Source organism: Corynebacterium sp. PCR 32 (assembly GCF_037464985.1).
GTDB classification, from domain to species: Bacteria; Actinomycetota; Actinomycetes; order Mycobacteriales; family Mycobacteriaceae; genus Corynebacterium; species Corynebacterium kroppenstedtii_D.
This window is the reverse complement of the sequence record NZ_JBAHVL010000002.1, coordinates 80038-104282: the sequence shown is the minus strand read 5'-3', so window position 1 is coordinate 104282 and position 24245 is coordinate 80038. Positions and strand designations below refer to the sequence as shown.

The window sequence follows — 24245 nt, the reverse complement described above, 5'->3', positions numbered from 1 at the left end:
CGCTAGCCTTCCAATACGTTAATGGCACACGGTAGATCACAGTAGACGATAAGGATTAGTTTGATGAGCACGGTCGCGGAGGAGAGCGCACGGCGCCGGACATTCGCAGTGATTGCACACCCCGACGCTGGTAAGTCCACGTTGACTGAGGCCCTAGCCCTCCACGCGCATGTTATCGCCGAAGCTGGCGCTGTCCATGGTAAGGCGGGGCGGAAGTCGACAGTGTCGGACTGGATGGAGATGGAAAAAGACCGCGGTATTTCCATTGCGTCGTCGGCGTTGCAGTTTGAGTACCTCCCGGAGGATGCACCACAGGGTGCGGCCCCCTACGTTATTAATTTGGTGGATACTCCTGGCCACGCGGACTTCTCGGAGGACACTTATCGTGTGCTCACCGCCGTTGATGCTGCTGTCATGCTAATTGACGGTGCCAAGGGCTTGGAGCCCCAGACTCTCAAGCTGTTCCGTGTGTGTAAGGCGCGGGGCCTTCCCATTATTACGGTGATTAACAAGTGGGATCGTCCGGGCCGGGCGCCTCTTGAGTTGATGGATGAGATCGTCAATGAGATTGGGCTTCAACCCACCCCGTTGTTTTGGCCGGTGGGTATGGCTGGCGATTTTCACGGTCTAGCCCGGCGCGGCGACGATGGTGAGGTCACTGAATATATTCACTTTTTGCGGACGGCGGGTGGCTCGACCATTGCGCCTGAGGAGCATTACTCCCCTGAGGATGCGTCGTCGAAGGAAGGCGATGTGTGGGATACGGCTGTTGAGGAGTGTGAGCTTCTCACGATGGATGGTGCTGTCCATGATCAGGAGCTTTTTCTGGACTGTACGACGTCGCCGGTGGTGTTTGCGTCAGCGATGTTGAATTTTGGTGTTCACCAGATTTTGGATGTGTTGTGTGAGCTTGCTCCTGAGCCGGGGCCGCGGGAGTCGGATCCGAAGATAATGGAGTCTACGGGGAAATCCTCGGGTGCGATTGATGCGGTGCGCAGGCCCGTGGATGCGTTTTCTGGTGTGGTGTTTAAGGTGCAGGCCGGTATGGATGCTCACCACCGGGATAAGCTGGCGTTTATGCGGGTGGTCTCCGGCGAGTTTCATCGCGGTATGCAGGTGACTCATGCGCAGTCGGGCCGGTCATTTTCAACGAAGTACGCGTTGACGGTGTTCGGTCGCACGCGCTCCACGGTGGAGACAGCCTACCCCGGTGACATTGTGGGATTGGTGAATGCGGGCGCTTTGGCTCCTGGTGACACCATTTATGATGGGACGCGGGTGCAATTTGCGCCGATGCCTCAGTTTGCGCCGGAGAATTTCCGGACGTTGCGGGCGCGGTCGTTGGGGAAGTATAAGCAGTTTCGTAAGGCGTTGGAGCAGTTGTCGTCGGAGGGGGTGGTGCAGATTTTGCGCAATGATGCACGTGGTGATGCTGCCCCCGTGATGGCTGCGGTGGGCCCGATGCAGTTTGAGGTCATGCAGGGCCGAATGGACAATGAGTACAACGTTGAGACGGAAACAACTCCGGTGCCGTACTCGGTGGCGCGTCGTACTGATGCACAGTCGGCGCCTGAGTTGAACCGGCAGCGTGGTGTGGAGGTTTTCACTCGTGACGACGGGGAGCTCATCGCGCTTTTTGGTGATAAATGGAAGCTCCAGTTCATTGAGCGGGAGCATCCTGAATGTACGCTTGAGCCGATGGTGGCTGACTAGCGCCGGTGTGCTCCCAATTGGTCGGCGATGGTGTCGGTTGCTGTGACGAGTGCTGAGGTTGTTTCGGCCTCGTAGGAGGCGTGTCCTGATGTTGGTGACCACACGAACTTAGCTTCGGGCCAGGCTTTGTGGAGCTGCCAGGCTGTGATGGGTGGGCAGACGACGTCGTAGCGTCCTTGGACGATGATGGCGGGGATGTGTCGAATTTTGTCGACGTCTCGGAGGAGTTGTCCTTCTTTCATGAATCCGCCGTTGACGAAGTAGTGGTTTTCAATGCGGGCGAATGCGAGGGCGAAGTGTTCGTCCTCGTGGGTGTCTGTGGAGTGATCGCGCAGGTAGGAGGTTGAGCCTTCCCATACGCTCCATGCGCGTGCTGCTGCGAGGGCGGTGTCGTGGTCGTCCGACCTGAGGAGGTCATGGTAGATCTCCATGAGGTTGACATCGGGTAGGTGTGTCATTCCGGCCGGGTTGAGTGGATCGGGTTTCTGGTCGTCGGGAATGACAGAGAGGTACCGCTCCCATTTGTCGGGGAATAGGTAGGCTGCGCCACCGTTGTAGTACCAATCGAGTTCGGTGCGTCGCAGCATGAATATGCCGCGGAGAATAATGGCGAGTGCTCGTTGTGGGTGTGCTTGGGTGTACGCGAGGGAGAGTGTTGATCCCCATGATCCGCCGAACACTACCCACTTGTCTATGTCCAAGGTTGTGCGCACGGCCTCAATATCGCCGATGAGTTCCGCGGTGGTGTTGGCGGAGAGTTCGGCATCGATGTTGGTGTTGGGGTCTGCCATGTGGGGTGTGGACTTCCCGCATCCGCGCTGGTCGATGAGGATGATTCGGTATCGCTCTGGGTCGAAGAACCGGGCGTCGTTGGCGGTTGTTCCGCCGCCGGGTCCGCCATGTATGAAGACGGCGGGCACCCCGTGGGGGTTTCCGTATTCTGCGAATGCTATGTGCTGTGTGCTTGCCGCGGAGCCTGGGTGTGCAGGTCGTTCGATGGTTCCTTCGTGGTATGGGGTTGTCGTGGGGTAGAGCCCGGTGGTGGCGTCAGCGTGATGTCCATTGTGGGATTCCATGGAGTCCACCTAACCATAGATGCCTGCTGGGCGGGCAGGGGTGTGGGTGCAGGACGTGTCTGGGATGAATCGTCGTGTTCAGAGGGGTGTGTTTGTAACAAATGTGTACCAAAGCTCGATAAATATTGCACGCATCGTGCAAGTTTTTCTAACGTAGATGTGATCCCCTTCTGCGCACTCTATGACGTATACGTGGCGCCTCGGGAGACCTCACCCCTTGATACGAAAGGCTGCTTTTCTATGGCACGTTTTCTCTACCGGGTAGGTTCCTCTGCCTACCGGCACAAATGGCGATTCATCGCCGTGTGGTTGCTCATCCTCATTGGTATGGGCGCTGCTGCTACATCCCTGTCGGAAAGTACGAGTTCCACATTCTCCATTCCCGGCATTGAGAGCGAAAAAGCTCAAAACCTGATGAAAGAGCGTTTCCCTGGGGTAGGAAACCAAGCAAGCACCCCCACAGGGACTGTCGTTTTCCGAGCTGACAACGGGAAAACGCTCACTGACCCGGATATGCAACAAAAAATCAACAGCACGCTGATCGCATTGAAGGATGCGGGCATTCTCAAAAATACGGATGCCCTGGTGGATCCAGCGACCGCAGCGGCCGGGGTCAGTCAGAAGATTGCGGCAGCAGGACAACAGCAACAGCTGCCGGAACCGCAGATCGCCAAGAATATTCAATCGGCCTCGCCTCTGTCTCACGATCAGAAGACGGGCACCGTTGGCATTACGTTTGATGCGAAGACGGTGTCGTCGGTTCCCGCGTCGAGTATCGACAAGTTTGAGGACATCATTAGTCACTCCCGATCGTCCGACCTCACCATTGAATATGAAGGCCAAGCTTTCACGATGCAGCCACCGAGCTCCAGTGTGTCCGAGCTCATCGGCATTGCTGTTGGTTTCCTTGTCCTCATCATCACCTTCGGTAGTCTGATTGCCGCAGGTATGCCGATCATTACAGCACTCGTCGGTGTGGCTATTGGCAACCTGGGCGTCGTGGCATTGACGGGTTTGGTCGACAGTGTCAATAATTCGACCCCGATGTTGGCCTCTATGTTGGGTCTGGCTGTGGGCATTGATTACGCCCTGTTTATTACCTCGCGGTACAAGAATGAATTAACTCAGACTAATAACAGGATTCACGCTGCCGGACGCGCTGTCGGCACCGCTGGGTCATCGGTGGTCTTCGCTGGACTCACCGTCATCGTCGCGTTGTGTGCCCTCACCGTCGTCAACATTCCTTTCTTGTCGACGATGGCTCTCACGGCCGCTGCCACGGTAGCTATCGCTGTGTTAGTTGCACTGACACTACTACCCGCTGTCCTGGGCTTGTTCGGCACCGCATTCTTCAAAGGTAACGTTCCGTTCATCGAAGCGCCTGACCCTGAGCGTGACAAACCGACGATGGGCCTACGTTGGGTTCGCCTCGTGCGCAAGCAGCCGTGGGCATTTGTGGGTGTCGGCGTCGTTGCACTTGTTCTCATTGCTATCCCCATGACCCGTTTGGATCTCGCTTTACCAACGGATGCCACCTCAGATCCAGCCAAGTCACCTCGCCATGCCTACGAACTGGTTGACGACGCCTTCGGCCCCGGCCGGAATGCCCCACTGCTTGCCGTCGTTGATGCGAAAGATGTACCACAGGACCAGCGTCCACTCGTGTTTGCGAAGGCTGCTCAGGAGTTCACCACCGTCGATGGTGTGAAGAATGCCATGGTGGGCCAACTTAATAAGGCTGGCGATACCGCCCAGATTCTCATTGAACCAACGACCGGCAGCGTCGATGAGAAGACTAAAGAGACATTACAGGCTATCCGCAATAAGGAAACCTCGTTCACGAACGAGACTAAAGCAACCTACGGTGTCACCGGGATTACAGCGATTCAGACGGATATTTCAGACCGCCTCGATAACGTCTTAATTCCCTACATTGCGATCGTTCTTGTCTTGGCGTTCTTCATCCTGATGGTGGTGTTCCGTTCCATTCCTGTGCCACTTGTGGCTGCACTTGGATTCGGCCTGACAGTGTGTGCAACCTTCGGCCTGACAGTGGGTGTCTTCCAGGAAGGATGGTTGGGCATCATTTCTGATCCGCAGCCGATCACATCGTTCCTTCCGATCATCCTGATCGGTATCGTCTTTGGTCTCGCCATGGACTATGAGGTCTTCTTGGTGTCACGGATGCGTGAGATGTGGCATCACGGAGAGGCCGCTGGGAATGCTGCTGTCAATGGCTTCAAACACGGTGCCCGTGTGGTGACAGCCGCAGCCTTAATTATGATCTCCGTCTTCGCAGCATTCGTACTGCAGGATTTGCAGGTTATTAAGACGATGGGGTTCGCCTTGGCGGTCGCGGTGTTTATTGATGCATTTATCGTGCGCATGACGCTCATCCCAGCGACAATGTTCATCCTTGATGAGAAAGCCTGGTGGATTCCCAAGTGGCTGGATAGAATCACGCCACGCGTCGACGTCGAAGGTGAAGGGATCACAGATATCTCCAATGATGAACACTCGTCGGGGAGCACAAAGGTAGATGCTGACTAATGAGTGGACGTCGTGAATCGAAGAAAACAGCCACGCGACACGCCATCGCCGAGGCTGCACTGACGGTGATGACGCACCGCGGGATTGATGGATTCACGGTGGCCGCAGTGGCTGAGGAGGCAGGTGTGTCCGTCCGGACATTCCACAACTATTTCTCCTCGGTCAGTGAGGCATTGCAATATCAATGCTCGATCCTGTTTGATGCGTTCGCGTCCACTATGGTGAGCGCACCTGCCGAGTGGGATATTCTCTCCTGTTTTGAGCACGCCGCTGAACAGTTGATACACACCATCTTCGATAAGGGGTGGGCTGCTATCAACCCGGAAGCTATCGCGCTATATTTACTCAGTTCAGGAGAATCTGAATGTGCTGATCAGTACCATGCGGATATTGACAAGATGCACGCAGCCATCGCTGCTCGCGAGTCAATCCTCTGCGGGGTGCCATACTCCCCCCGGTCATTGCATGTGTGCTTACTCTATGAACTCTCAGTCGCAGCAATGAACGCAACAGTGAGTAGTTTCGGTCTAGGCCGTGGACAATCACTTGCCGATCAGGGTATTCCCAAAGATGAGTTCCTGAGCACCCTACGCCAGTCATTCGCAACGATACGGAATCGTTTTATCGACACTCCCGTCGGCTAATCCTGCACCGCACGCATGCCAAGCGCGTGCGGGGCCGCAACCACCCTATTGTCTCAGGGGTCGTGGCGGCCCCTTTGTGGTGGGTTGTGGCACGGCCTGGGGAATCGATGAGTACCATTAAGGTCATTCTCAGGGCGGGGTGAAATTCCCCACCGGCGGTGAGCCACTTCCGACAGAGACGAAGAGGTAAGCCCGCGAGCGCCCTCACGTGCCAGGTCCATGCAGTCTGTCGCGGGAGGGGTCTAGCAGATCCGGTGTGATTCCGGAGCCGACGGTCATAGTCCGGATGAAAGAGAATGTACTTTTGTATGCCTTCTTCTGTATGCCTCTGAGGATCACGTCGCCTTACTAGGGAGAACATCGTGAATCCTTTATCCCATTGTCTCGACGCCTCCGTCGTCATCGCCGGCTACCCTATTCTGTGGCGGGAAATCATCGGCAATCTTTTTGGACTTGCCTCCGCCATCGGCGGGATGAAACGCGTGGTATGGGCCTGGCCCGTCGGCATTGTGGGCAATGTTTTGCTCTTCACCGTGTTTTTGGGGGGTGTGTTTGATACTCCACAGAATCTTGATCTCTATGGCCAGGCTGGTCGCCAAGTGATGTTTCTCGTGGTGAGCGCGTACGGTTGGTATCGGTGGCGGACAGCGCGCCACAAGGGGCTTCGTGAAAGCCATGCCGCTGATCCGTCGCGCTCGATTGTCTCAGAACCCACCGACGCAGCCATCGAACCCCATTGGGCGTCACCACGGCAACGCCTCATGATGGTTGGTGTCGCCATCGTTGGCACGGTGGTGTGCGCATGGGTGTTCAGCAGGCTAGGTTCGTGGGGCCCGTGGTCCGACGCATGGATTTTCGTTGGCTCCATGCTGGCCACATACGGAATGGCGAAGGGGTGGACCGAGTTCTGGCTCATCTGGATCGGAGTGGACGTTGTTGGTGTTCCACTCCTCCTCACAGCGGGATACTACCCATCCGCCGTGCTGTACATCATATACGCAGGATTCGTAGTGTGGGGCTTTACCGTGTGGACACGACTCCACGGGAATAGCCACTACTCACAGTGAGCACCGTCCAGAGCCTCGTCGAAAGGCTCTGCGCTGACCTCGGCGGTCACGTGTGGGTCAAAACTTGGGCGCTTGTCTTTGTCCACAAGAACAGCCCGCACGCCTTCCGCAAAATTTTCTTGACGGCGTAAAACCTTACCTACCTCATACTCGTTGCGGAGGCCATGGCGCAGATCAACAGCTTTCTCATTTGCACGAAAAAGTAGCGTCGTTGCCACCAACGAGGTGGGATTAGCCAAGCTGAGCAGGTTATCAACGACGGCAATAAACTCCTTATCGTAGTCACCTGTGTCTAGCTTCGCTTCAATATCGAACCAATCCCCCTCGCCAAAAATGTCATTAATCTCATCAATATGGCGAGCAACATAGGATGGACCAGCATCTTTGGGCGGACGAGCATACGACTCTAACGCAGCGTCGAGGCCGTCGGCATCAATCGCTGTCACGAAATTATCGATGTCACTTGAGGGAACAAAGTGCGTCGCGACACCCGACCACAACAAATCAGCCTGGGTAAACCGATACCCCGTCAACCCCATGAACAACGCCAACCCCACCGACGATGTCCCACCAGGATCTCCATAGGGCTGTGTGACATGCTGCATCGCATACGACACACCAACATCCGTCGAATAGCCGATAGCCATCTCTGGCATCGAGGCCCACGTCTTCTCCGTAATCACGCGATGTGAGCCGTGCAAGGAAATTCCCAGGCCACCACCCATAACAAGCCCATCCATCACAGCAACACATGGCTTCGGGAACTCCGCCAACAGCGTGTTCATGCGGTATTCGTCCGTGAAAAACGCATCAGCAGCAGCATGCCCCTCCTCTGTGCCCTCCAACTGGAGTTCACGCACACGCCGAACATCCCCGCCCGAACAATAGGCTTTCGGCGACGTCGACGTCACCACAACAACATCAACCGCGGCATCATCAGACCACACAGTCAATGCCTTCTCAATGGCCGCACACATCTCAGTGGTCAGCGAATTCAATGCTTCGGGACGGTCGAGAACAATATGCCCCACGGATCCCACGACAAAAAGATGAACCCACTCCGACGGAGATGCCACCACCGTAGAGTTCCCCGCCGGTGCCGAAACGCGATGCTGACCACTGCCATTGTGCTGGTCACTGTTTAGTGCGTGTGCCATGAAGGCAGTCTTACACTCCCGACCGCAAGATGACAGGGGATTCGCCAAAAATTTGGCAAATCACCCTCGTTTCCTGCCCCCGGACAGCACACAAATACCACCGACCAGACCGCGCCAGGGGCTCACATGCTCGGCACGAATACCGCAAAGAGTCGCTAACACTCTGGAACATTCACCGCAACATGCAGAGCGAGCCCACCGCCAGCAGTCTCCTTGTAACGATCCGACATATCCGCACCAGTTTCCTTCATCGTGGTAATCACTTCATCGAGGGACACCCGGTGAGTTCCATCGCCACGCAGAGACATACGGGCCGCATTAATAGCTTTACCAGCAGAAATGGCGTTTCTCTCAATGCAGGGGACTTGAACTAAGCCACTAATGGGGTCACAGGTCAGACCCAGTGAATGCTCCATCGCTATTTCAGCGGCATTCTCCACTTGCTGTGGTGTCCCCCCCAACACTTCGGCCAAACCAGCAGCAGCCATCGAGGCTGCAGACCCAACCTCACCCTGGCATCCAACCTCTGCACCCGAGATCGACGCCCGCTCCTTATAGAGCGAACCTACTGCCGCCGCGGCCAAGAGAAACCGTCGTGCCGCATCTTGCGGATCCTTCCTGCCTGCCGGCGTGAACGTGAGAGCATAGAATCCCACAGCGGGAATAATTCCGGCGGCGCCGTTGGTCGGTGCTGTCACCACACGCCCCCCCGCCGCATTTTCCTCATTGACCGCCAGGGCGACGAGATTCATCCAGTCAGTTGAGAACTCGGCAGTTTGATGCGGATCATCGGCGAGCAAATCACGGTACCACTTCTTCGCACGACGACGAACACCCAGCCCACCAGGCAAAATACCGTCCTGGGTGACGCCGCGCTTAGCGCACTCCGCCATCGCTTCTGCAATGGCATCAAGGCCGGCATTGATGCGCTCATCACTACGACGGGATTGTTCACACTTGCGCTGAACCTCGGCGATGGAACCACCCAGTTCCTCAGCTTTCGCGATCAACTCCTTAGCTGAAGTGAACAACCACGGGCCTGTCAGCGCATCCTGGTCAGGCACCTCATCCTTTGTGCGGATAAAGCCGCCGCCGATGGAATAGAACGTTTGCTTACAACGCTGGCCACGCACAATTGCCGAGAATGTCACGGCATTGGTATGAATCGTGCGCACCACTGTTGGGCGAAGAATAATATCTTCAAAACCACATTGGACCGGCATGGACTCATCACCCGCCAGGTTGATTGTCCGTGTCCGGCGAATCTCCTCCAGACGAAGCTCCATAAAATCAGGATCGACAGTGGCTGGATCTGCACCATCAAGCCCGAGCAAACACGCCCCCAGCGTCCCGTGCCCAACTCCCGTCGCAGCCAATGAACCATAGAGAATAACCGTAATGCTTTCTGGGTCCTGCGTCACCGCGCCACCCGCTAACTCCACTGACTCCCGCCCAGTGGACACCGTTGGATCAGGATCAGCGCCATCATGATCTCCACGCAAGTCGACATATTCGTCATCGGCAAGGACAGAGTGGCTGGAGGCGGGAACGTCCCCCCCACGTGATCCTGTCAGCTGTTCCCTCAAGCTGCGTGCAAATTCGAGTCCGGCACGCATTGGCCCCACAGTGTGCGAACTCGACGGCCCCACACCAATGCGAAATAGTTCAAATGTGCTCACAGTCATACCGACGAGGATAACGCGCCACCCTCACCACGAAAATTCAGCATCCCGACGGCGCAGAACCCCCGAGCATCACCACAGGAATCACGCTCCCATGTCGGGGCTCATGCACCCCGACACAACCCTATGATGCATCGTCGTCAATCGTGACTTCGGACATGTCGTCCCAACCGACACGGCCCTCGATTGTGGTGTTGATGATTGCCGGCGTGGACTCCAGCAGATCATTCATCGCAGCAATCCCAGCAGCAAAGTGATCAGACTCCGCGTGTGCCTTACCAGCTTCGGCGTCCTCGTAGGCTTCAACCAAGATGTATTCGTTGAGGTCATCAGTGTTCCGATACCACTGGAAGAACACACATCCCGGCTCCTGGCGGCATGCCTGGGTAAACTCATCCATCTGCTCACGGAATGATTCAAGGAACTCTTGCTTCGGGCGGAACCTCACATTAATAAAGATCATGCACCCCAGCCTAGCGGCATCACGACTCCCCCACATGTGACATGCACGAACCAGGCTCCCCAGCACACCCCTTTGCGAAAACAACGATGATGTGCCGCCCCATTGTGCCCTGCTTTGTGGCCCACTCCACTGGCTCGAAGGATGGAACAGTGACCAAAAGCCTCAATACACTTTCAACGTTTAACTAATTATTCTCGATCTTTTCGCCACACTCCATCCACGCCATCTCCAACTCTTCCCTCTCCTCACGAGCCTGAGACAGCTTAGTATCTAACACAGTGAGTTTCTCTGTATCGATGCCACCCGGGTCACTCGCAATCTCAGCCATCTCTCTCTCAATCATCTCTTCCCGCGATTGAATCTTCGCAATTTTCCGCTCAAGAGAATTCATCTCCTTGGAAATCTTGTGCTTTTCTGCAGCAGAAAGAACCTCCACGGCGGACTGCCCACTCCCAGGCCGCCCCACCGGCCGGCCAGAAACGGCACCTTCTCCACCAGCACTCGCGCCACTGTTCTCACCCCCCACCGCACCAGTGGTCACAGGCCGAGCATGGCCAGGGCCAGAGATTGCCTCCGTCCCCGCCGCAAATCCACTCCCCGTCGCCGCATGCCCGACCATCGAGCGTCGGCGATCAAGGTATTCATCAATACCCCCAGGTAGATGTGTCACACGCCCATCACCAAACAATGCAAAAGTGCTATCACACACGCGCTCCACCAGATACCGATCGTGCGAAATCACCACCAACGTCCCCGGCCAACCATCAAGCATCGACTCCAACTCCTGGAGCGTATCAATATCCAAATCATTCGTTGGCTCGTCGAGAAGCAAAACATTCGGCTCCGACATTAAAATCCTGGTCAACTGCAAACGACGCCGCTCACCACCAGACAAATCACGCACCGGTTGACGCTGACGCTTCACCGGAAACCCCAAACGCTCCGCCACCTGCGACGCCGACATCTCCCGCGTACCCAGCACCACATACTCAGCCACCGCCGTCACTGCCTCAAGAACCGTAAGGTCATCCGGGATATCCTCCAGCTCCTGACGCAACCACCCCAACCTCAACGTCTTTCCCTCACGACGGTAACCCGCCGCCAACGGATACTCCCCCGCAATCGTGCGTAACAACGTCGTCTTCCCCGACCCATTCACACCAACAAGGCCAATCCTCTCCCCTGGCCCCAAACGCCACGTCACATCATCCACCAACACCCGACCATCCGGCGTCGCAATCCTGGCATCACACACATCCACCACAATCTTCCCCTGACGCTGCGCGGAAAACGCCATGAGCTCCACAGAATCACGCGGCGCCGGCACATCCGCGATCAACGCCTCCGCAGCCTCAACGCGATACCGCGGCTTCGACGTCCGCGCCGGAGCCCCCCTGCGCAACCAGGCCAACTCTTTCCGCGCCAAATTCTGCCGACGCTGCTCGGCCGCATCCGCCTGACGCTGGCGCTCAGCACGCGCAAACATCCAATCGTTATACCCACCCTCATACGTATCAACGACACCGTCGTGAACTTCCCACGTCCGGGTCGCCACCGTGTCCAAAAACCACCGATCGTGAGTAACGATCACTTGGGCACAATTCCGACGCCGCAAGAAATCCGCCAACCACTGGACACCCTCAATATCAAGATGGTTTGTCGGCTCATCAAGAATCAACACATCAACATCCTGCACCAACGCAGCAGCCAACATCGTGCGCCGAAACTGTCCACCCGAAATAGCATTGGTCGGTTCATCCAACAGATCAGAGAGCTCAAGGCCTGCGATAATCGACCGTACCTCAGGGTCCGCAGCCCACTCATGCGCCGCCTTCTCCCCCACAATCGCCTGAATAACTGTGTCCGACGAACTCGACGCACGCTGGGCCACCGTCGCAATCTGAACATTGCGCCCATGCGTGACCCGACCAGAATCCGGCTCGACCTCACGGGTCAGCACACCAAGTAGCGTGGACTTCCCACCACCATTGAGTCCGACGACACCGATCCGGTCGCCCTCGTTCACTGCCACCGTCACCTGATCAAGGACAGTTTTCATGCCTCGACTCATGGTGACTGAATCTGTGGTGATCAGTGGGCGTACTACAGCCATTATTTTCTCAGAACTCCTTAGTCAGGGTGTCTCGTCATGTGCGTGAGACACAATATGAGTACCGGTCTCGTCACCGGGCGCATGGCTCGACGCAATTCTCGCCATGCGAACAGCTCCACTTCCCATCAGCTCATTGTGGACACTCTCCGCATGAGCTTCATCCATACAGAGCAGCGCACACGCCGGCCCCTGATTAGCCACAAGAGCGCCAAGAGCGCCAGCGCGATCGCCTGCCTGAATCACTCGACGAAGCGACGGTACAACACTGATCGCCGCTGGTTGAAGATCACTACCCATGGTGCAGGCAACCGCCGAGGGGTCGCCGGAAACCAGGGCTCGCTCAAGATCTTCCATCCTTCCAACGCGACGATGAGCTTTCTTCCCTAGGGCCATCTCCGCACGTTGGTCAGTGAGACGATTCATGACACGCTCGCACAGCGTCACAGCAATGTCCTCGGTCTCAAAGCTGGTCCCCGGCCTCTCGCTACCACCACTGGGTGGCAAGTCAACCCCGGGAGAGAGCACCATCGGGACAGCCACAACCCACCAATACGGCCCCCTCGTCAACAGAGGGGTCCGACGACATGTATTGGCCGACGATTCATCGCCATCATCATGATCACGACGCATAATGCTGGTGCCACCGTCCAACACAAGGTCAATCACCGCGCTCTCGTCAGGGCACACCTCGCGGCCAATTCGACGGAGAACACCAGCAGGTAGTGAGCCAATAGCGCTCGTGTCGACTCCAGCAGGCGTTGAGAAGCCCATGGCACGCACAATGAAGTGATAGCCAAAGAACCGGTCAGCAGCAACGAGTGCTGCTGCCGCATCCGCAGCTTTGCTCCCTAAGCCAGCAGACAAGGGAATACGTTTGGTCACGGTGACATCAACTCGCGGCAGCGCCAACGATGGGGCGAGAACCTCACGGTACGCATCAGCAACCCGTTCAATGATTCGCCACACGATATTGTCACCGTTAGTAGGCACCGTTTTCATCGGAACCGTACCGTGAACACCAAGTCGATGAACCACGCGCCCAGTCGTGAGTGTCGCACCACCACCAGCAGATATGTCTGTCAGGCCATGGTATCGACGATTCTGCGTCCCTTCGCTTGCACAAATATTGACAGCATTCTTCAACGAAATTGTCTGAACAACAGACGACAAGCCCGACGAATGCGCCCGAAGATAGACCGACAAACTCGCCGGAGCTGTTGCCGTAATACCGGCCCACCCTTCGACGTACTGATCCCACGTCGTACTGGTGATATATGTACCACCATCGTCATTGGCCATGGCGTCACCGACTGGAGCCCTCGGAGATGTCCGCAAGGGTAATGAATTCATCAATCGACAGGGTTTCTCCGCGACGTTGTGGGTCAATTCCAGCTGCCCGGAGCATCTCCTCGGCGGCGGCCGCACCACCACAATGAGCTTTAAGAGCAGCACGGAGCGTCTTCCGGCGTTGCGCAAAAGCAGCATCTATCAGGGGCCACAATCGAGACCGGGCAGCGGAATCAGGTGTCCACGGCCGCGTTCCGCAATCAATGCGCACAAGCCCTGAATCAACGTTCGGCGCTGGCCAAAATACATTTTTCCCGATGGCGCCTGCACGTTTCACCGACCCATAAAAGCGAGCTTTCACACTGGGCACACCGTAAACTCGGTTTCCCGGCTCAGCAGCTAATCGGTCGGCAACTTCAGCTTGAACCATGACGAGCACACGCGTCATCGTCGGGAAAAGTTCGAGAACATGCAGAAGTATAGGAACTGCGACGTTGTACGGCAGGTTGGCCACGAATGCTGTGGGCGGATGCGCAGCAAGCTCGTCACTGGTCTCAGGCGTGAGTGCTAGCGCATCAGAATGAATAATGCTGAGATTCTGCACGCGGGTCGGCGCATATGTCGCAACGGTGTGCGGAAGTTGTTTGGCGAGGGTGTGGTCAATTTCAACCGCGGTCACACGCGGTGCAACGTCGAGGAGAGCGAGGGTTAAGGAGCCAAGCCCAGGACCCACTTCGAGGACGTGATCATCATCGCGGAGATCAGCAGCAGTAACGATTCGTCGCACCGTATTGGGATCAACGACAAAGTTCTGGCCTAGTTTTTTAGTGGGTGATACCCCCACCGTCCCGGCGAGTTCCTTGATTTCTCGAGGGCCAAGAAGCTGAACCTCTGGGGAACTCACGCTGGTTGCTGATGGAACGTTGAGGGGTTGAATCACACCGTTAGATTAGCGGATTCCGAGCTTCGACGTACAAGCCGGCCATGCGCCCCAACCCTGGGCGGCCTGAACCTTCTTCGCTACAGCAATCTGTTGCTCGCGGCTCGCGCCAGCTGCGGTCGGAGCGTAAGCGCCACCGCCGAATGCTTGCCACGTCTGGTCAGTGAACTGCAACCCACCTGAGAATCCGTTCCCTGTGTTGATGCTCCAGTTACCACCAGATTCACACTGAGCAATGGTATCCCACACAGAACCATCACCGACGGCGGGTGCGGAGGCAGACGATGCTGCCTTAGTACCCCGAGAAACAACTTTCTCGGCGGGCTCAGTCAAAATCTTCGAGGCTTTCTCCCACCGCTGAACTTCTTTCCCATTGTGGGATTTGATGGTGTAGGTGACCTCGCGTTCGCCGGCCTTACCCGGAGCGATAACGGTCTCAGAACCCTTGGGTTTGCTGGGATCATCCACATAGCGGACGACAGGCTCTACGGCTTCCTTGACGGTTTTATCCTCGGTCTTGTTCCGCTCAATGGTGATCTTGTCACCATTGACCAGTTTCTTCCCAAGTTCCGGGGTCACCTTATCCTCAGGGCCAACCGTGATGCCACGGCGATCAAGGAAGTCTTTCACCGTGACGGCGGGGACCTTCATATTGCCGATCTGGCCACCGTCATCGAGGGTGATGTCCTTGAGCGGGACGACATCGAGCTTCATACCCTCTTCCGGAATCTTTGTGCTGCCCTGGGCAGACACGTAGTCATCCGGGTTGATGTTGCCCACCTGGGTGAGGAAGTCTTTAACGGTGAGCGCGGTGGACTGGATTGTCCGTGCGTCGCCGTCGACAGTCAAAGTCACGGGTCGAGCGGTGCGGACCGTGATTTCCTGTTTGTCTTTGACGGAGCTATTCGGAGCTGGGGAGACGAAGTCGCCATCTTTGAGGTCAACATCGTGGGAAGCAAGAATGCTCTTGACATCGCCAGACATCGCGCTGACATGGGATGTCTCGCCATTGACATTTAGAATGAGATCTTTTTGAGCGTCAACGACAACAGCGCCACCAACAACCAACGTAGCCAGCATGCCGCCGGTAGCGACGCGTACTGGCTTAGAAGACGAATGGTTGATGTGGTTGATGCGGGATTTCTTATGAGTGCTCACGTCTTTCTCTCCGGCTCAGAATAGAGGAGCCTGCTCAATGTCACGATCAGATAACAACTTCGACAGAGTAGCAACAGAATCAAACCAAAGCAACGATTTTGTAACCAAAGTATCTTTAAGCCGTTACCTTTTCGCAACTTTCACAGGGTCCCACCGGCCCCATTCCCCCTCATGAACTGGAACAATACAGCCTCAACCCCGACACCACGAGCATCTATTCTTGTGAGGGACAACACAGAGAAACAGCAACACACACCCGCTATCTACCGCTCCACAGCAAACAGACGAGCAGCAGTCCGACTAGTATGAATCGCAAATTCCTCAGGCGACTCACCTCTCACCTCCGCCAATCGGCGAGCCGTGTACCCAACATACGCAGGCTCATTCTTCGCACCGCGGAATGGTTCTGGCGTCATAAATGGAGCATCCGTTTCTACAACAATCTGCCCCACCGGGGCGCGACGCGCCGCTTCACGAAGATGACCATTACGTTTGAACGTCGAATTCCCAGAAAATGACAAAATATAACCGCGATCCAACGCTTCATCAGCAACGTCAACGGGCGACGAAAAGCAATGGAGCATCACGGCGAGGTCATCATACGGAGCCAGAATACGTAACACATCCTCGTCAGCATCACGATTGTGAATCATGAGCGGTTTTTTCACACACCGAGCAAGCTCAGCATGCCACTGCAACGCTTCCCGCTGAGTCGCCACATCAGCACACTCATCCATTTTTCCCAACCAATAGTAATCCAGGCCCGTCTCTCCAATGGCGACACACGCCGGGTCCTGCGCCATCTGCTCAAGGCGAATGCGCACATCATCGGTCAGTTCTGCGGCGCGCGTTGGATGAATGGCGCATGCTGCGACGACGTCAGGATGAAGCCGCGCCGCTTCCAAGGCTTTTTCCGCCTCATCAAGACCATCTCCCACCGTACATACCCACTCCACACCGCACTCAGAAGCACGGTTCATCACCTGCATGATCTCCGCCTTATTATGAGCCCCAGTCGCCCATAGATGAGTATGGGCATCGACGAGATGTGGGAGGCACTCAGGAGGTATCGGTTCTGGTCGACGCTTTTTACTCATAGACTCAGGCTAGTCACGTCGCACAACCTCGGCTCGATCGGGAGGGGTCAACGTCGACAACATTCACCTCGCTGCCCCACCACCCCCACACAATCCTTGTTATACCCGCTCCTCCTGCGGCCACCGCTAGTATGTTCACCACCACTCTTTCCACTATCGAAAACCAATACCATTTCACGTTCTTGTAAGGAGACCCCGTGGACGATTCATCATCAACCCCACTAGATACAGCCCTATCCGAGCACCGCCTCGCCACGCTCCGCTCAGCTATCGACGATGATCCCACCCACCGTGTAGCCATGAACGCGATCACCACGACCGACGTTGACCACGTCGCCCTTCATCACAGCGCTGTCGTCGCACTCGACGAAACATCAGAAATCAAACTTGATTCCCTCAACGTCACCGACCAAAAACAATCCGGCCGATGCTGGATGTTCGCAGCACTGAATGTATTCCGCCACGACATCGCACGCTCACTCAACGTCGACGATTTTGAATTTTCCGAATCCTATCTTCAATTCTTCGACAAATTCGAAAAAGCCAATTATTTCTTACGCTCCATCGCAGGCCTCTACGACGGAACCATCACGCCCGCAGACAACCCGTCAACAACCGGTTCAGCCGACGAACTCCGCAACCGTTCCATCGACACCCTCTACACCAACACCATTAGCGACGGCGGCCAATGGAATTACCTCGTCAATGTGGTGAAAAAATACGGTGCGGTCCCCAAATACGCCATGCCAGAAACACAATCGAGTTCATCAACCCCTCACATGGACCGCGCGTTAAACACCATCGTCCGCAAAGCCGCACTACAACTCAAAGCTGCGCTGACCACCGATGCCACACGGCCAACAGATACCACAACAGAGACACCTGACACATCAAACTCTGACAGCCACGCCACCACCACGTTTGACCCCAACGGCATTATTTCCGCCGCACTCCGCGACGTTCACCGCGTGCTCTCCATTCACCTGGGAACACCACCCACCACATTCGTATGGCAATACCGCGACAAAGACAACCACTTCCACCGCGGCGGCACCTACACACCTCACCAATTCGCACAGGAATTCCTACCCAACGACCTTGACCAGTACGTCAATATTGCCCACGATCCACGCACAGATATTCCCTTCGGACACCGCTACACAACCCAATTCCAAAACGACATGTGGGGCACTGACGACTTCACCTACCTCAACGTCGAACTCCCCACATTGAAAGCACTCGCCATCCAACGCCTCCGCACCAACAAGCCCGTCTTCTTCGCCTGCGACGTCAACCGCCAATTCCGGGCCGATCTCGGCGTCTGGGACGCCAACCTCATTCAGGTTGACCAGATCTACGGCACCGACACGACAACAACGAAAGCCGACCGCATGCTCACCGCAGAATCCCGCCTCACCCACGCCATGGTCTTCACCGGCGTCGACTTCCTCCCCGACACAGAAACACCCCGCCGGTGGCGCGTCGAAAACTCATGGGGCACACGCACACACAACGAGCACGACGACATTGCCGGCGCAGACTATGGCACCATGTCTGACTCCTGGTTCGACGACAACGTCTTCCAGATCGTCGTGCACCGCGACGAACTACCCAACGATCTACGTGCACGCCTCGATGAGCCCCCCACACTCCTCCCCATCTGGGACGCCATGGTCTAGCCACTACACGGCGGCCACAATCGCACTATGCGACGGCATCATACCGCGGCGGTGCCACTATTGTTATCGCCCCACCGCCCGACACGATAGGCCTTCCACCACGGCAAACAATCCACGTTTCCACTACCAACCACTCACGTAAAGGACAGACATGCCTTCCTCCAATACACCCACATCAACACCACAACTCGCCACACGCAACTCCGGCGTCCTCGACCCCACAGCCGTTGCCTCACTCTCTAACGCCATCATTACCGACCCCACCGCCCGCATCGCAATCAATGCAGTCACCACCACCGACGTCGACAACGTCGCCCTCAACCGCCAGCGAGTCACCGCGCTCGACCACTCCGTCTCACACAAAACGGACACGTGGGCTGTCGCCAATCAAAAGAAATCCGGCCGATGCTGGATCTTCTCAGGCCTCAATTCCCTGCGTGGCCGCATCATGGCCACCACAGGAACCACAGACTTTGAGCTATCCCAAAACTACGTCGCCTTTTACGACAAATTGGAAAAAGCGAACTACTTCCTTACCGCCATGCGCGAACTCGCTCATCGACCGATTGAAGACCGCACCATTCAACACCTCCTCCACTCCCCCATAGACGACGGCGGCCAATGGAACATGTTCGTCGCACTCATCAACAAATATGGTGTCGTTCCGCACTACGCCATGCCAGAAACACAGTCGAGCTCCAACACTCGCCATATGAACCGCGACCTCGCCTCCGCCCTCCGCGCCGGCGCGACCCGCCTCCGCGACGCCATCGCGAACTCCAACGGCACCACCGACTGCGACACCGTCAACACCATTCACAACAACACCCTGACCGGCATCTACCGCATCCTCACCATCCACCTCGGCGTGCCCCCAGAAAAATTCGTCTGGCAGTACCGCACCAAGGACAACGAATTCGTCCGCAAAGGCACCCTGACACCACAAGACTTCGCCACCACCTACCTACCCGATGACCTTGGCGACTACGTGTGCGTCGTCAACGACCCACGCCAAACCAGCCCGTACGGTGACACATTCACAGTGGAATACCTCGGCAACGTCGTCGGAGCGAAACCCGTCACCTACCTCAATGCCCCCATCGAAGTGCTCAAGAAGGCCACCATCGAAGCCCTGGTGGATGGACACCCAGTGTGGTTCGGCTGTGACACGCTCGCACAATCGAACCGCGACCATGGCTATTGGTCACTCGACCTCTATGACTACGAAGGAATCTACGGTGTTGATCTTTCCCTGTCCAAGGAAGACCGTCTCCTCTCCGGTGATTCCATGATGACCCATGCCATGGTCTTCACCGGCGTCGACCTCGTTGACAAGGACAACCCGGATTTCGATCCCACCGCGATGACCTCCTCGGATAAACTTCCCAACACAGTTCACGCCCGCCGGTGGCGCGTCGAAAACTCCTGGGGCGCGGACAAAGCAGACAAGGGCTTCTGGACGATGGATGACTCCTGGTTCTCCGAAAACGTCTACGAAATCGCCGTCCCCTTATCACGGTTGCCGAAAGAATATCGTGATGCCATCAATAAAGAACCCCACGTTCTTCCCGCATGGGACCCTATGGGCTCGCTAGCTCGAGGATAATCGCCACAGTTATTCCATCACGGCTATTCTCAATGGCATGCCTACGTGGAATGACATTGTTGCTGCCAACCCCGATCACTCCCACCACTACGCGAAGCGGTGGGATGTTTTCGTCGCACAAGGGAAAGATATCGACGGTGAGGCACGGCTTATTGATGCTTTAGCCGGGCGGGAGTCCCGGATGCTCGACGCCGGCGCCGGCACTGGCCGTGTCGGGGCGTATCTGTTAAAGAAAGGACATGCGGTCACTGGTGTGGATATCGATCCATATCTCGTGTCCGTTGCGCAGAGCCGCCTTCCCGATGGTGAGTGGCACGTCGCAGACTTAGGCGCCGACGACCCCGACAAAGAGGACTTCCCCGCCGGCCCATTCGACATTATTTATTCCGCTGGAAACGTCTTCCCCTTCATCAACCCCGATCAGCGCGCCACGGCTGTCACCAACGTGGCGTCCCGGCTGGCGGATGATGGCCGAGTGGTCATCGGGTTCAGTACAGACCGCGGATACTCCGCTCAACATTTCCTTGCTGACGCCAAAGCCGCCGGCCTGAAGCCTCAGCATTTGTTCTCCTCATGGAACGCGGATCCGTTCGATGACCTCAGTACGTTCCTCGTCGCCGTGTTGGCGAAGGTGTAAACCGCGCCAACGACAAGGCATGGCACCTCAACCCAGAGACACGCACCACGGCCCTCGTGGGCCTGGTCCTAGGCCATGACAGGAGCCCACTCAGGCCCGGTTTCAGCTAGTTCGGGGTCTAATTTCGCGAAAATCGGGCGCGGTTTTGTCAACACGGTTCCAGCTTCCACAGGGATTCGCTTCCAGGCAGCCTGCTGACCAGAGTATTCACCCGTAATGACGCAGTAGGTGCGTCCTTCTTCCGGAAGGCCAACACCCATGAGCGATACTGGGGTATCGTCAACGACTTCATCGATCCGCGGCATCGCTGCCCATTCACCGGTCCGCCCCAGGGTTTCGTGAACTTTTTGCGCCGCATGCGGCAGGTACGGAGTCAACATGACGTTGCAATCGGACACCACTTGCAGCGCGGTATGCAACACGACTGCCAGGCGATCCCGCTGAGTGTCATCCTTCGCAAGTTTCCATGGTTCCTGGGCCGCAATGTAAGCATTAGCTTCACCAACAACGTGCATGGCCGCGGTGATCCCAGCCCGGAACCGGGAGTGTTCCAGGCTCTCCGCGATATCATCGAAGGTGCGTTCCGCGAGGTCAAGCAGGGCTTTATCTTCATCGGTGAGGTCAAGTCCGGCGATGTCGGGGACTTCGCCGAAATTCTTCGCTGCCATGGAGACAGTGCGGTTGATGAGGTTGCCCCACGAATTGGCGAGTTCGTTGTTGTTGCGGCGAACAAATTCGTCCCAGGTGAAATCGGTGTCGTTGTTTTCTGGTCCGGCAACAGCAATGAAGTAGCGCAGGGGGTCGGGGCCGAAATCACGGAGGAAGTCTTTGACGTAGATGACGACACCCTTGGAGGAGGAGAACTTCGATCCAGACATCGTCAAGTATTCGGAGGATACTACTTCTGTGGGGAGTTGAAGTTCCCCCAGGTCACCATCGGACCCCCCTTTCGAGCCAAGACCCCGGTATCCCAGCAGTTCAGCGGGCCAAATTTGGGAGTGGAATGTAATGTTATCCTTGCCCATGAAGTAGTAGGACCTGGTGTCAGGGTCGGTCCACCACTTGCGCCAAGCATCGGGGTCACCGGTGCGGTATGCCCATTCAATGGAGGCAGAGAGGTACCCGACGACGGCGTCGAACCACACGTAGAGTTTTTTGAATTTGTTGTCTGCCCAGCCTTCCAGGGGGACGGGCACACCCCAATCAATGTCACGTGTCATTGCGCGGGGCTTGATGTCTTTGAGAATGTTCAACGAGAACTTGAGGACGTTCGGCCGCCAATCATCACGTGTGGTGAGCCACTCCCCTAACGCGTCGGCCAGGGCGGGGAGATCGAGCAAAAAATGCTCGGTTTCAATGAACTTGGGTGTTTCCCCGTTGATCTTCGACACCGGGTTGATGAGGTCAGAGGGATCTAGTTGGTGACCACAGTGATCGCATTGATCCCCCCTCGCGCCGGCCGCGCCACACAGTGGACAGGTTCCTTCAATGTAGCGATCTGGCAATGTTCGACCAGTAGAGGGGCTGATTGCGCCTAGTGTTGTCTGCTTCACCATGTAGCCGTTGGAGTACAACGTGGTAAAGAGTTCCTGCACAATGGCGTAGTGGTTCCGCGTCGTTGTCCTGGTGAACAAGTCATAGGACAAACCCAATCCGACGAGGTCCTCGACGATCTGTTTGTTGTAGGTGTCCGCCAGTTCCTGCACACTGACGCCTTCTTTTTCTGCCTGGACCAGCAGCGGGGTCCCATGTTCGTCAGTGCCGGACACCATCAGCACCTCACGCCCCCGCATTCGTTGATAGCGGGCGAAAACGTCGGAGGGGACGCCGAATCCGGCGACGTGTCCAATGTGGCGGGGCCCGTTGGCATAGGGCCAGGCAACAGACGTAAGTATGGGTGCAGACATAGTGTCTAGGCTACAACGCCCCCTCGGATTTCCCGGCATGAAGGGCAATCTAACTACCGGCCGCGGATGATGTTCGGAAGGATGCCAGCGGTTAGAGTGTTGTCATGCTTCGCGGCGCCCACGATGTGTTCCCTCACAGGCCCTCTGAGGTTACCCACCTTCCAGAGTTTTCAATTGACCCAGTCGACGTAGGCTTGTCACTGATTGATCAGGGCGAGCTCCCAGCGATTGCTATCGGCACGTGGAGCGGTGTGGAAGCCGTTATCGCCCCGGACGCACTATGCACATATTGCCACCCTGACCAGGCGTTATCGTTTTCTCTGTCAGGTGGTGGCTGGTGTGCGGGGTCGATTCCCGCTACCCACTCGGACAACTCGGAGTTATCTCCGGGTGTTCAACGTGGTGACGAGGATGCGCCCTGCCCTGCGGGTGGAGTGCGGTTTGGTTTTATCTCGTATCCTGACCCCGAGGTGTACGCCGCAGGTGTCACAGCACGGTATGTCCTATGGCGGCGGGACGGTGATTGGTTCACGAATGGTGATCCCCAGTGGGCTCGCGATATTTTGGCGGCGGCTGAGCATCACTGCCACGGTAATGCTGAGGATCTGGTACCGACGACGACGTGGAGTGCGGGTGACCGTGAGGCTCATCGCCGGGGTGTCCTCCGGTGTCTCGAGGCTATCCGCGCTGGTGAGGTCTACCAAACGTGTGTCTCTGCGCAATTTCGCACTCCGATGGAGTCACGAACTGATGCTGCCCGGTGGTGGCTCTCGACGGTTCGACGAACTCGTCCCCGCTACGCAATTTTTCTCGCCACTGAGGACCGTGCTATCGCGTCCCTGAGCCCAGAATTGTTTCTGGAACGCCGCGGCTCCATGGTGTGGTCATCGCCGATTAAAGGGACAATCCCGATTGGTCAGGATCCGAGTGTTCTTGCAGCGAGCTTGAAAGATAGTGCGGAGAACATCATGATTGTCGACTTGGTTCGCAATGATCTCAGTCACGTGTGTACTGATATTGCGGTGCCATCATTGTTGGATGTCGTACCGGCTCCGGGGGTGTGGCATTTGGTGTCAACGGTTCGCGGTCGACTCACCGAGGTGTCGTCCTCACGGGATTCCCAGCTTATCGACGCCTGTTTTCCGCCAGCCTCAGTGACCGGTACACCGAAATTGCGCGCCCGTGAGTATCTCAGGGAGTGGGAGCCGGTTTCACGTGGAATCCATTGTGGCACGGTGGGGATGAATTGGGGGCGGCTCGTTGCCAACGTCGCGATCCGTACGGCGGAGTGGGTGGATGGCGAATTGCTCCTGGGTACAGGTGGTGGAATCACGATCGATTCCACTGCTGATGACGAATGGGCTGAGATCATTGCCAAAACGTCGACGCTTCGTGGGTAGTGCTGCTTGTCGATAAGTGGTGGTCGGCACCACCACTATTCATTTCATCACTCCAGCAGCTTCTGCCGT

The 24245-nt window shown here is 56.6% G+C and carries 19 protein-coding genes and 1 riboswitch; of the genes, 8 read left to right on the top strand and 11 right to left on the bottom strand.

The window, feature by feature from the left end:
* Nucleotides 1–36: 36 nt before the first annotated feature.
* Nucleotides 37–120 carry a hypothetical protein gene (locus V5S80_RS04355; RefSeq protein ID WP_395169683.1) on the bottom strand — a complete coding sequence of 28 codons (84 nt, stop codon included), beginning with the start codon at nucleotides 118–120 and terminating at the stop codon, nucleotides 37–39.
* On the opposite strand from V5S80_RS04355, the gene V5S80_RS04350 reads away from it, so the two are divergent.
* Nucleotides 109–1713, top strand: coding sequence for a peptide chain release factor 3 (locus V5S80_RS04350; RefSeq protein WP_395169682.1), 1605 nt, complete (start codon nucleotides 109–111; stop codon nucleotides 1711–1713). The two genes, V5S80_RS04355 and V5S80_RS04350, sit on opposite strands and share 12 nt — an antisense overlap.
* On the opposite strand, the gene pip is transcribed toward V5S80_RS04350, so the two are convergent.
* Complete coding sequence (gene pip / locus V5S80_RS04345; protein WP_395169551.1) at nucleotides 1710–2789, bottom strand: prolyl aminopeptidase; 1080 nt, start codon at nucleotides 2787–2789, stop codon at nucleotides 1710–1712. The two genes, V5S80_RS04350 and pip, sit on opposite strands and share 4 nt — an antisense overlap.
* Before the next feature lie 240 nt (nucleotides 2790–3029).
* Here pip and V5S80_RS04340 point away from each other — a divergent pair, with 240 nt between their 5' ends.
* The 3 genes from V5S80_RS04340 (at nucleotide 3030) to V5S80_RS04330 (ending at nucleotide 7050) form a co-directional block, all read left to right on the top strand.
* Complete coding sequence (locus tag V5S80_RS04340; protein WP_395169550.1) at nucleotides 3030–5339, top strand: MMPL family transporter; 2310 nt, start codon at nucleotides 3030–3032, stop codon at nucleotides 5337–5339.
* Nucleotides 5339–5983, top strand: coding sequence for a TetR/AcrR family transcriptional regulator (locus V5S80_RS04335; protein WP_395169549.1), 645 nt, complete (start codon nucleotides 5339–5341; stop codon nucleotides 5981–5983). Before V5S80_RS04340 ends, V5S80_RS04335 begins: the two co-directional genes overlap by 1 nt.
* A gap of 121 nt (nucleotides 5984–6104) precedes the next feature.
* Nucleotides 6105–6285: riboswitch (FMN riboswitch) on the top strand.
* Between the two features lie 60 nt (nucleotides 6286–6345).
* A complete protein-coding gene (locus tag V5S80_RS04330; protein WP_395169548.1) occupies nucleotides 6346–7050 on the top strand; it encodes a nicotinamide riboside transporter PnuC in 705 nt (234 codons plus the stop codon).
* Here the strand turns inward: V5S80_RS04330 and V5S80_RS04325 are convergent.
* From V5S80_RS04325 to V5S80_RS04290, 8 genes are all read right to left on the bottom strand, one after another.
* A complete protein-coding gene (locus V5S80_RS04325; RefSeq protein ID WP_395169547.1) occupies nucleotides 7038–8207 on the bottom strand; it encodes a 3-hydroxyisobutyryl-CoA hydrolase in 1170 nt (389 codons plus the stop codon). The two genes, V5S80_RS04330 and V5S80_RS04325, sit on opposite strands and share 13 nt — an antisense overlap.
* A 155-nt stretch (nucleotides 8208–8362) precedes the next feature.
* Complete coding sequence (locus V5S80_RS04320; RefSeq protein ID WP_395169546.1) at nucleotides 8363–9892, bottom strand: L-serine ammonia-lyase; 1530 nt, start codon at nucleotides 9890–9892, stop codon at nucleotides 8363–8365.
* Nucleotides 9893–10013: 121 nt separating this feature from the next.
* Nucleotides 10014–10352, bottom strand: coding sequence for a putative quinol monooxygenase (locus tag V5S80_RS04315; RefSeq protein ID WP_395169545.1), 339 nt, complete (start codon nucleotides 10350–10352; stop codon nucleotides 10014–10016).
* A 184-nt stretch (nucleotides 10353–10536) separates the two neighbouring features.
* The gene (locus tag V5S80_RS04310; protein WP_395169544.1) at nucleotides 10537–12465 is read right to left on the bottom strand and encodes an ABC-F family ATP-binding cassette domain-containing protein; all 1929 of its coding nucleotides are present in this window, start codon (nucleotides 12463–12465) and stop codon (nucleotides 10537–10539) included.
* A 21-nt stretch (nucleotides 12466–12486) separates the two neighbouring features.
* The gene (locus tag V5S80_RS04305) at nucleotides 12487–13815 is read right to left on the bottom strand and encodes a hypothetical protein (protein WP_395169543.1); all 1329 of its coding nucleotides are present in this window, start codon (nucleotides 13813–13815) and stop codon (nucleotides 12487–12489) included.
* Complete coding sequence (gene rsmA / locus V5S80_RS04300) at nucleotides 13769–14656, bottom strand: 16S rRNA (adenine(1518)-N(6)/adenine(1519)-N(6))-dimethyltransferase RsmA (RefSeq protein ID WP_395169681.1); 888 nt, start codon at nucleotides 14654–14656, stop codon at nucleotides 13769–13771. The genes V5S80_RS04305 and rsmA overlap by 47 nt, the downstream gene beginning before the upstream one ends.
* Nucleotides 14657–14701: 45 nt before the next feature.
* Nucleotides 14702–15850, bottom strand: coding sequence for a transglycosylase family protein (locus V5S80_RS04295; protein WP_395169542.1), 1149 nt, complete (start codon nucleotides 15848–15850; stop codon nucleotides 14702–14704).
* A gap of 263 nt (nucleotides 15851–16113) precedes the next feature.
* Nucleotides 16114–16947, bottom strand: a complete 834-nt coding sequence (locus tag V5S80_RS04290; protein WP_395169541.1) for a TatD family hydrolase — start codon at nucleotides 16945–16947, stop codon at nucleotides 16114–16116.
* A gap of 197 nt (nucleotides 16948–17144) precedes the next feature.
* On the opposite strand from V5S80_RS04290, the gene V5S80_RS04285 reads away from it, so the two are divergent.
* From V5S80_RS04285 to V5S80_RS04275, 3 genes are all read left to right on the top strand, one after another.
* Complete coding sequence (locus tag V5S80_RS04285) at nucleotides 17145–18626, top strand: aminopeptidase C (protein ID WP_395169540.1); 1482 nt, start codon at nucleotides 17145–17147, stop codon at nucleotides 18624–18626.
* Between the two features lie 151 nt (nucleotides 18627–18777).
* Nucleotides 18778–20232: an aminopeptidase C gene (locus tag V5S80_RS04280; protein ID WP_395169539.1), complete on the top strand. Its 1455-nt coding sequence runs from the start codon at nucleotides 18778–18780 to the stop codon at nucleotides 20230–20232.
* Nucleotides 20233–20269: 37 nt separating this feature from the next.
* Nucleotides 20270–20869, top strand: a complete 600-nt coding sequence (locus V5S80_RS04275; RefSeq protein WP_395169538.1) for a class I SAM-dependent DNA methyltransferase — start codon at nucleotides 20270–20272, stop codon at nucleotides 20867–20869.
* A 68-nt stretch (nucleotides 20870–20937) separates the two neighbouring features.
* On the opposite strand, the gene metG is transcribed toward V5S80_RS04275, so the two are convergent.
* Entirely contained in the window at nucleotides 20938–22776 is a 1839-nt protein-coding gene (metG, locus tag V5S80_RS04270; RefSeq protein WP_395169537.1) for a methionine--tRNA ligase, read from the bottom strand.
* A 104-nt stretch (nucleotides 22777–22880) separates the two neighbouring features.
* On the opposite strand from metG, the gene V5S80_RS04265 reads away from it, so the two are divergent.
* Nucleotides 22881–24176 (top strand): aminodeoxychorismate synthase component I, encoded by a 1296-nt coding sequence (locus V5S80_RS04265; RefSeq protein WP_395169536.1) that lies wholly within the window; start codon nucleotides 22881–22883, stop codon nucleotides 24174–24176.
* The last annotated feature ends 69 nt before the right edge of the window (nucleotides 24177–24245 follow it).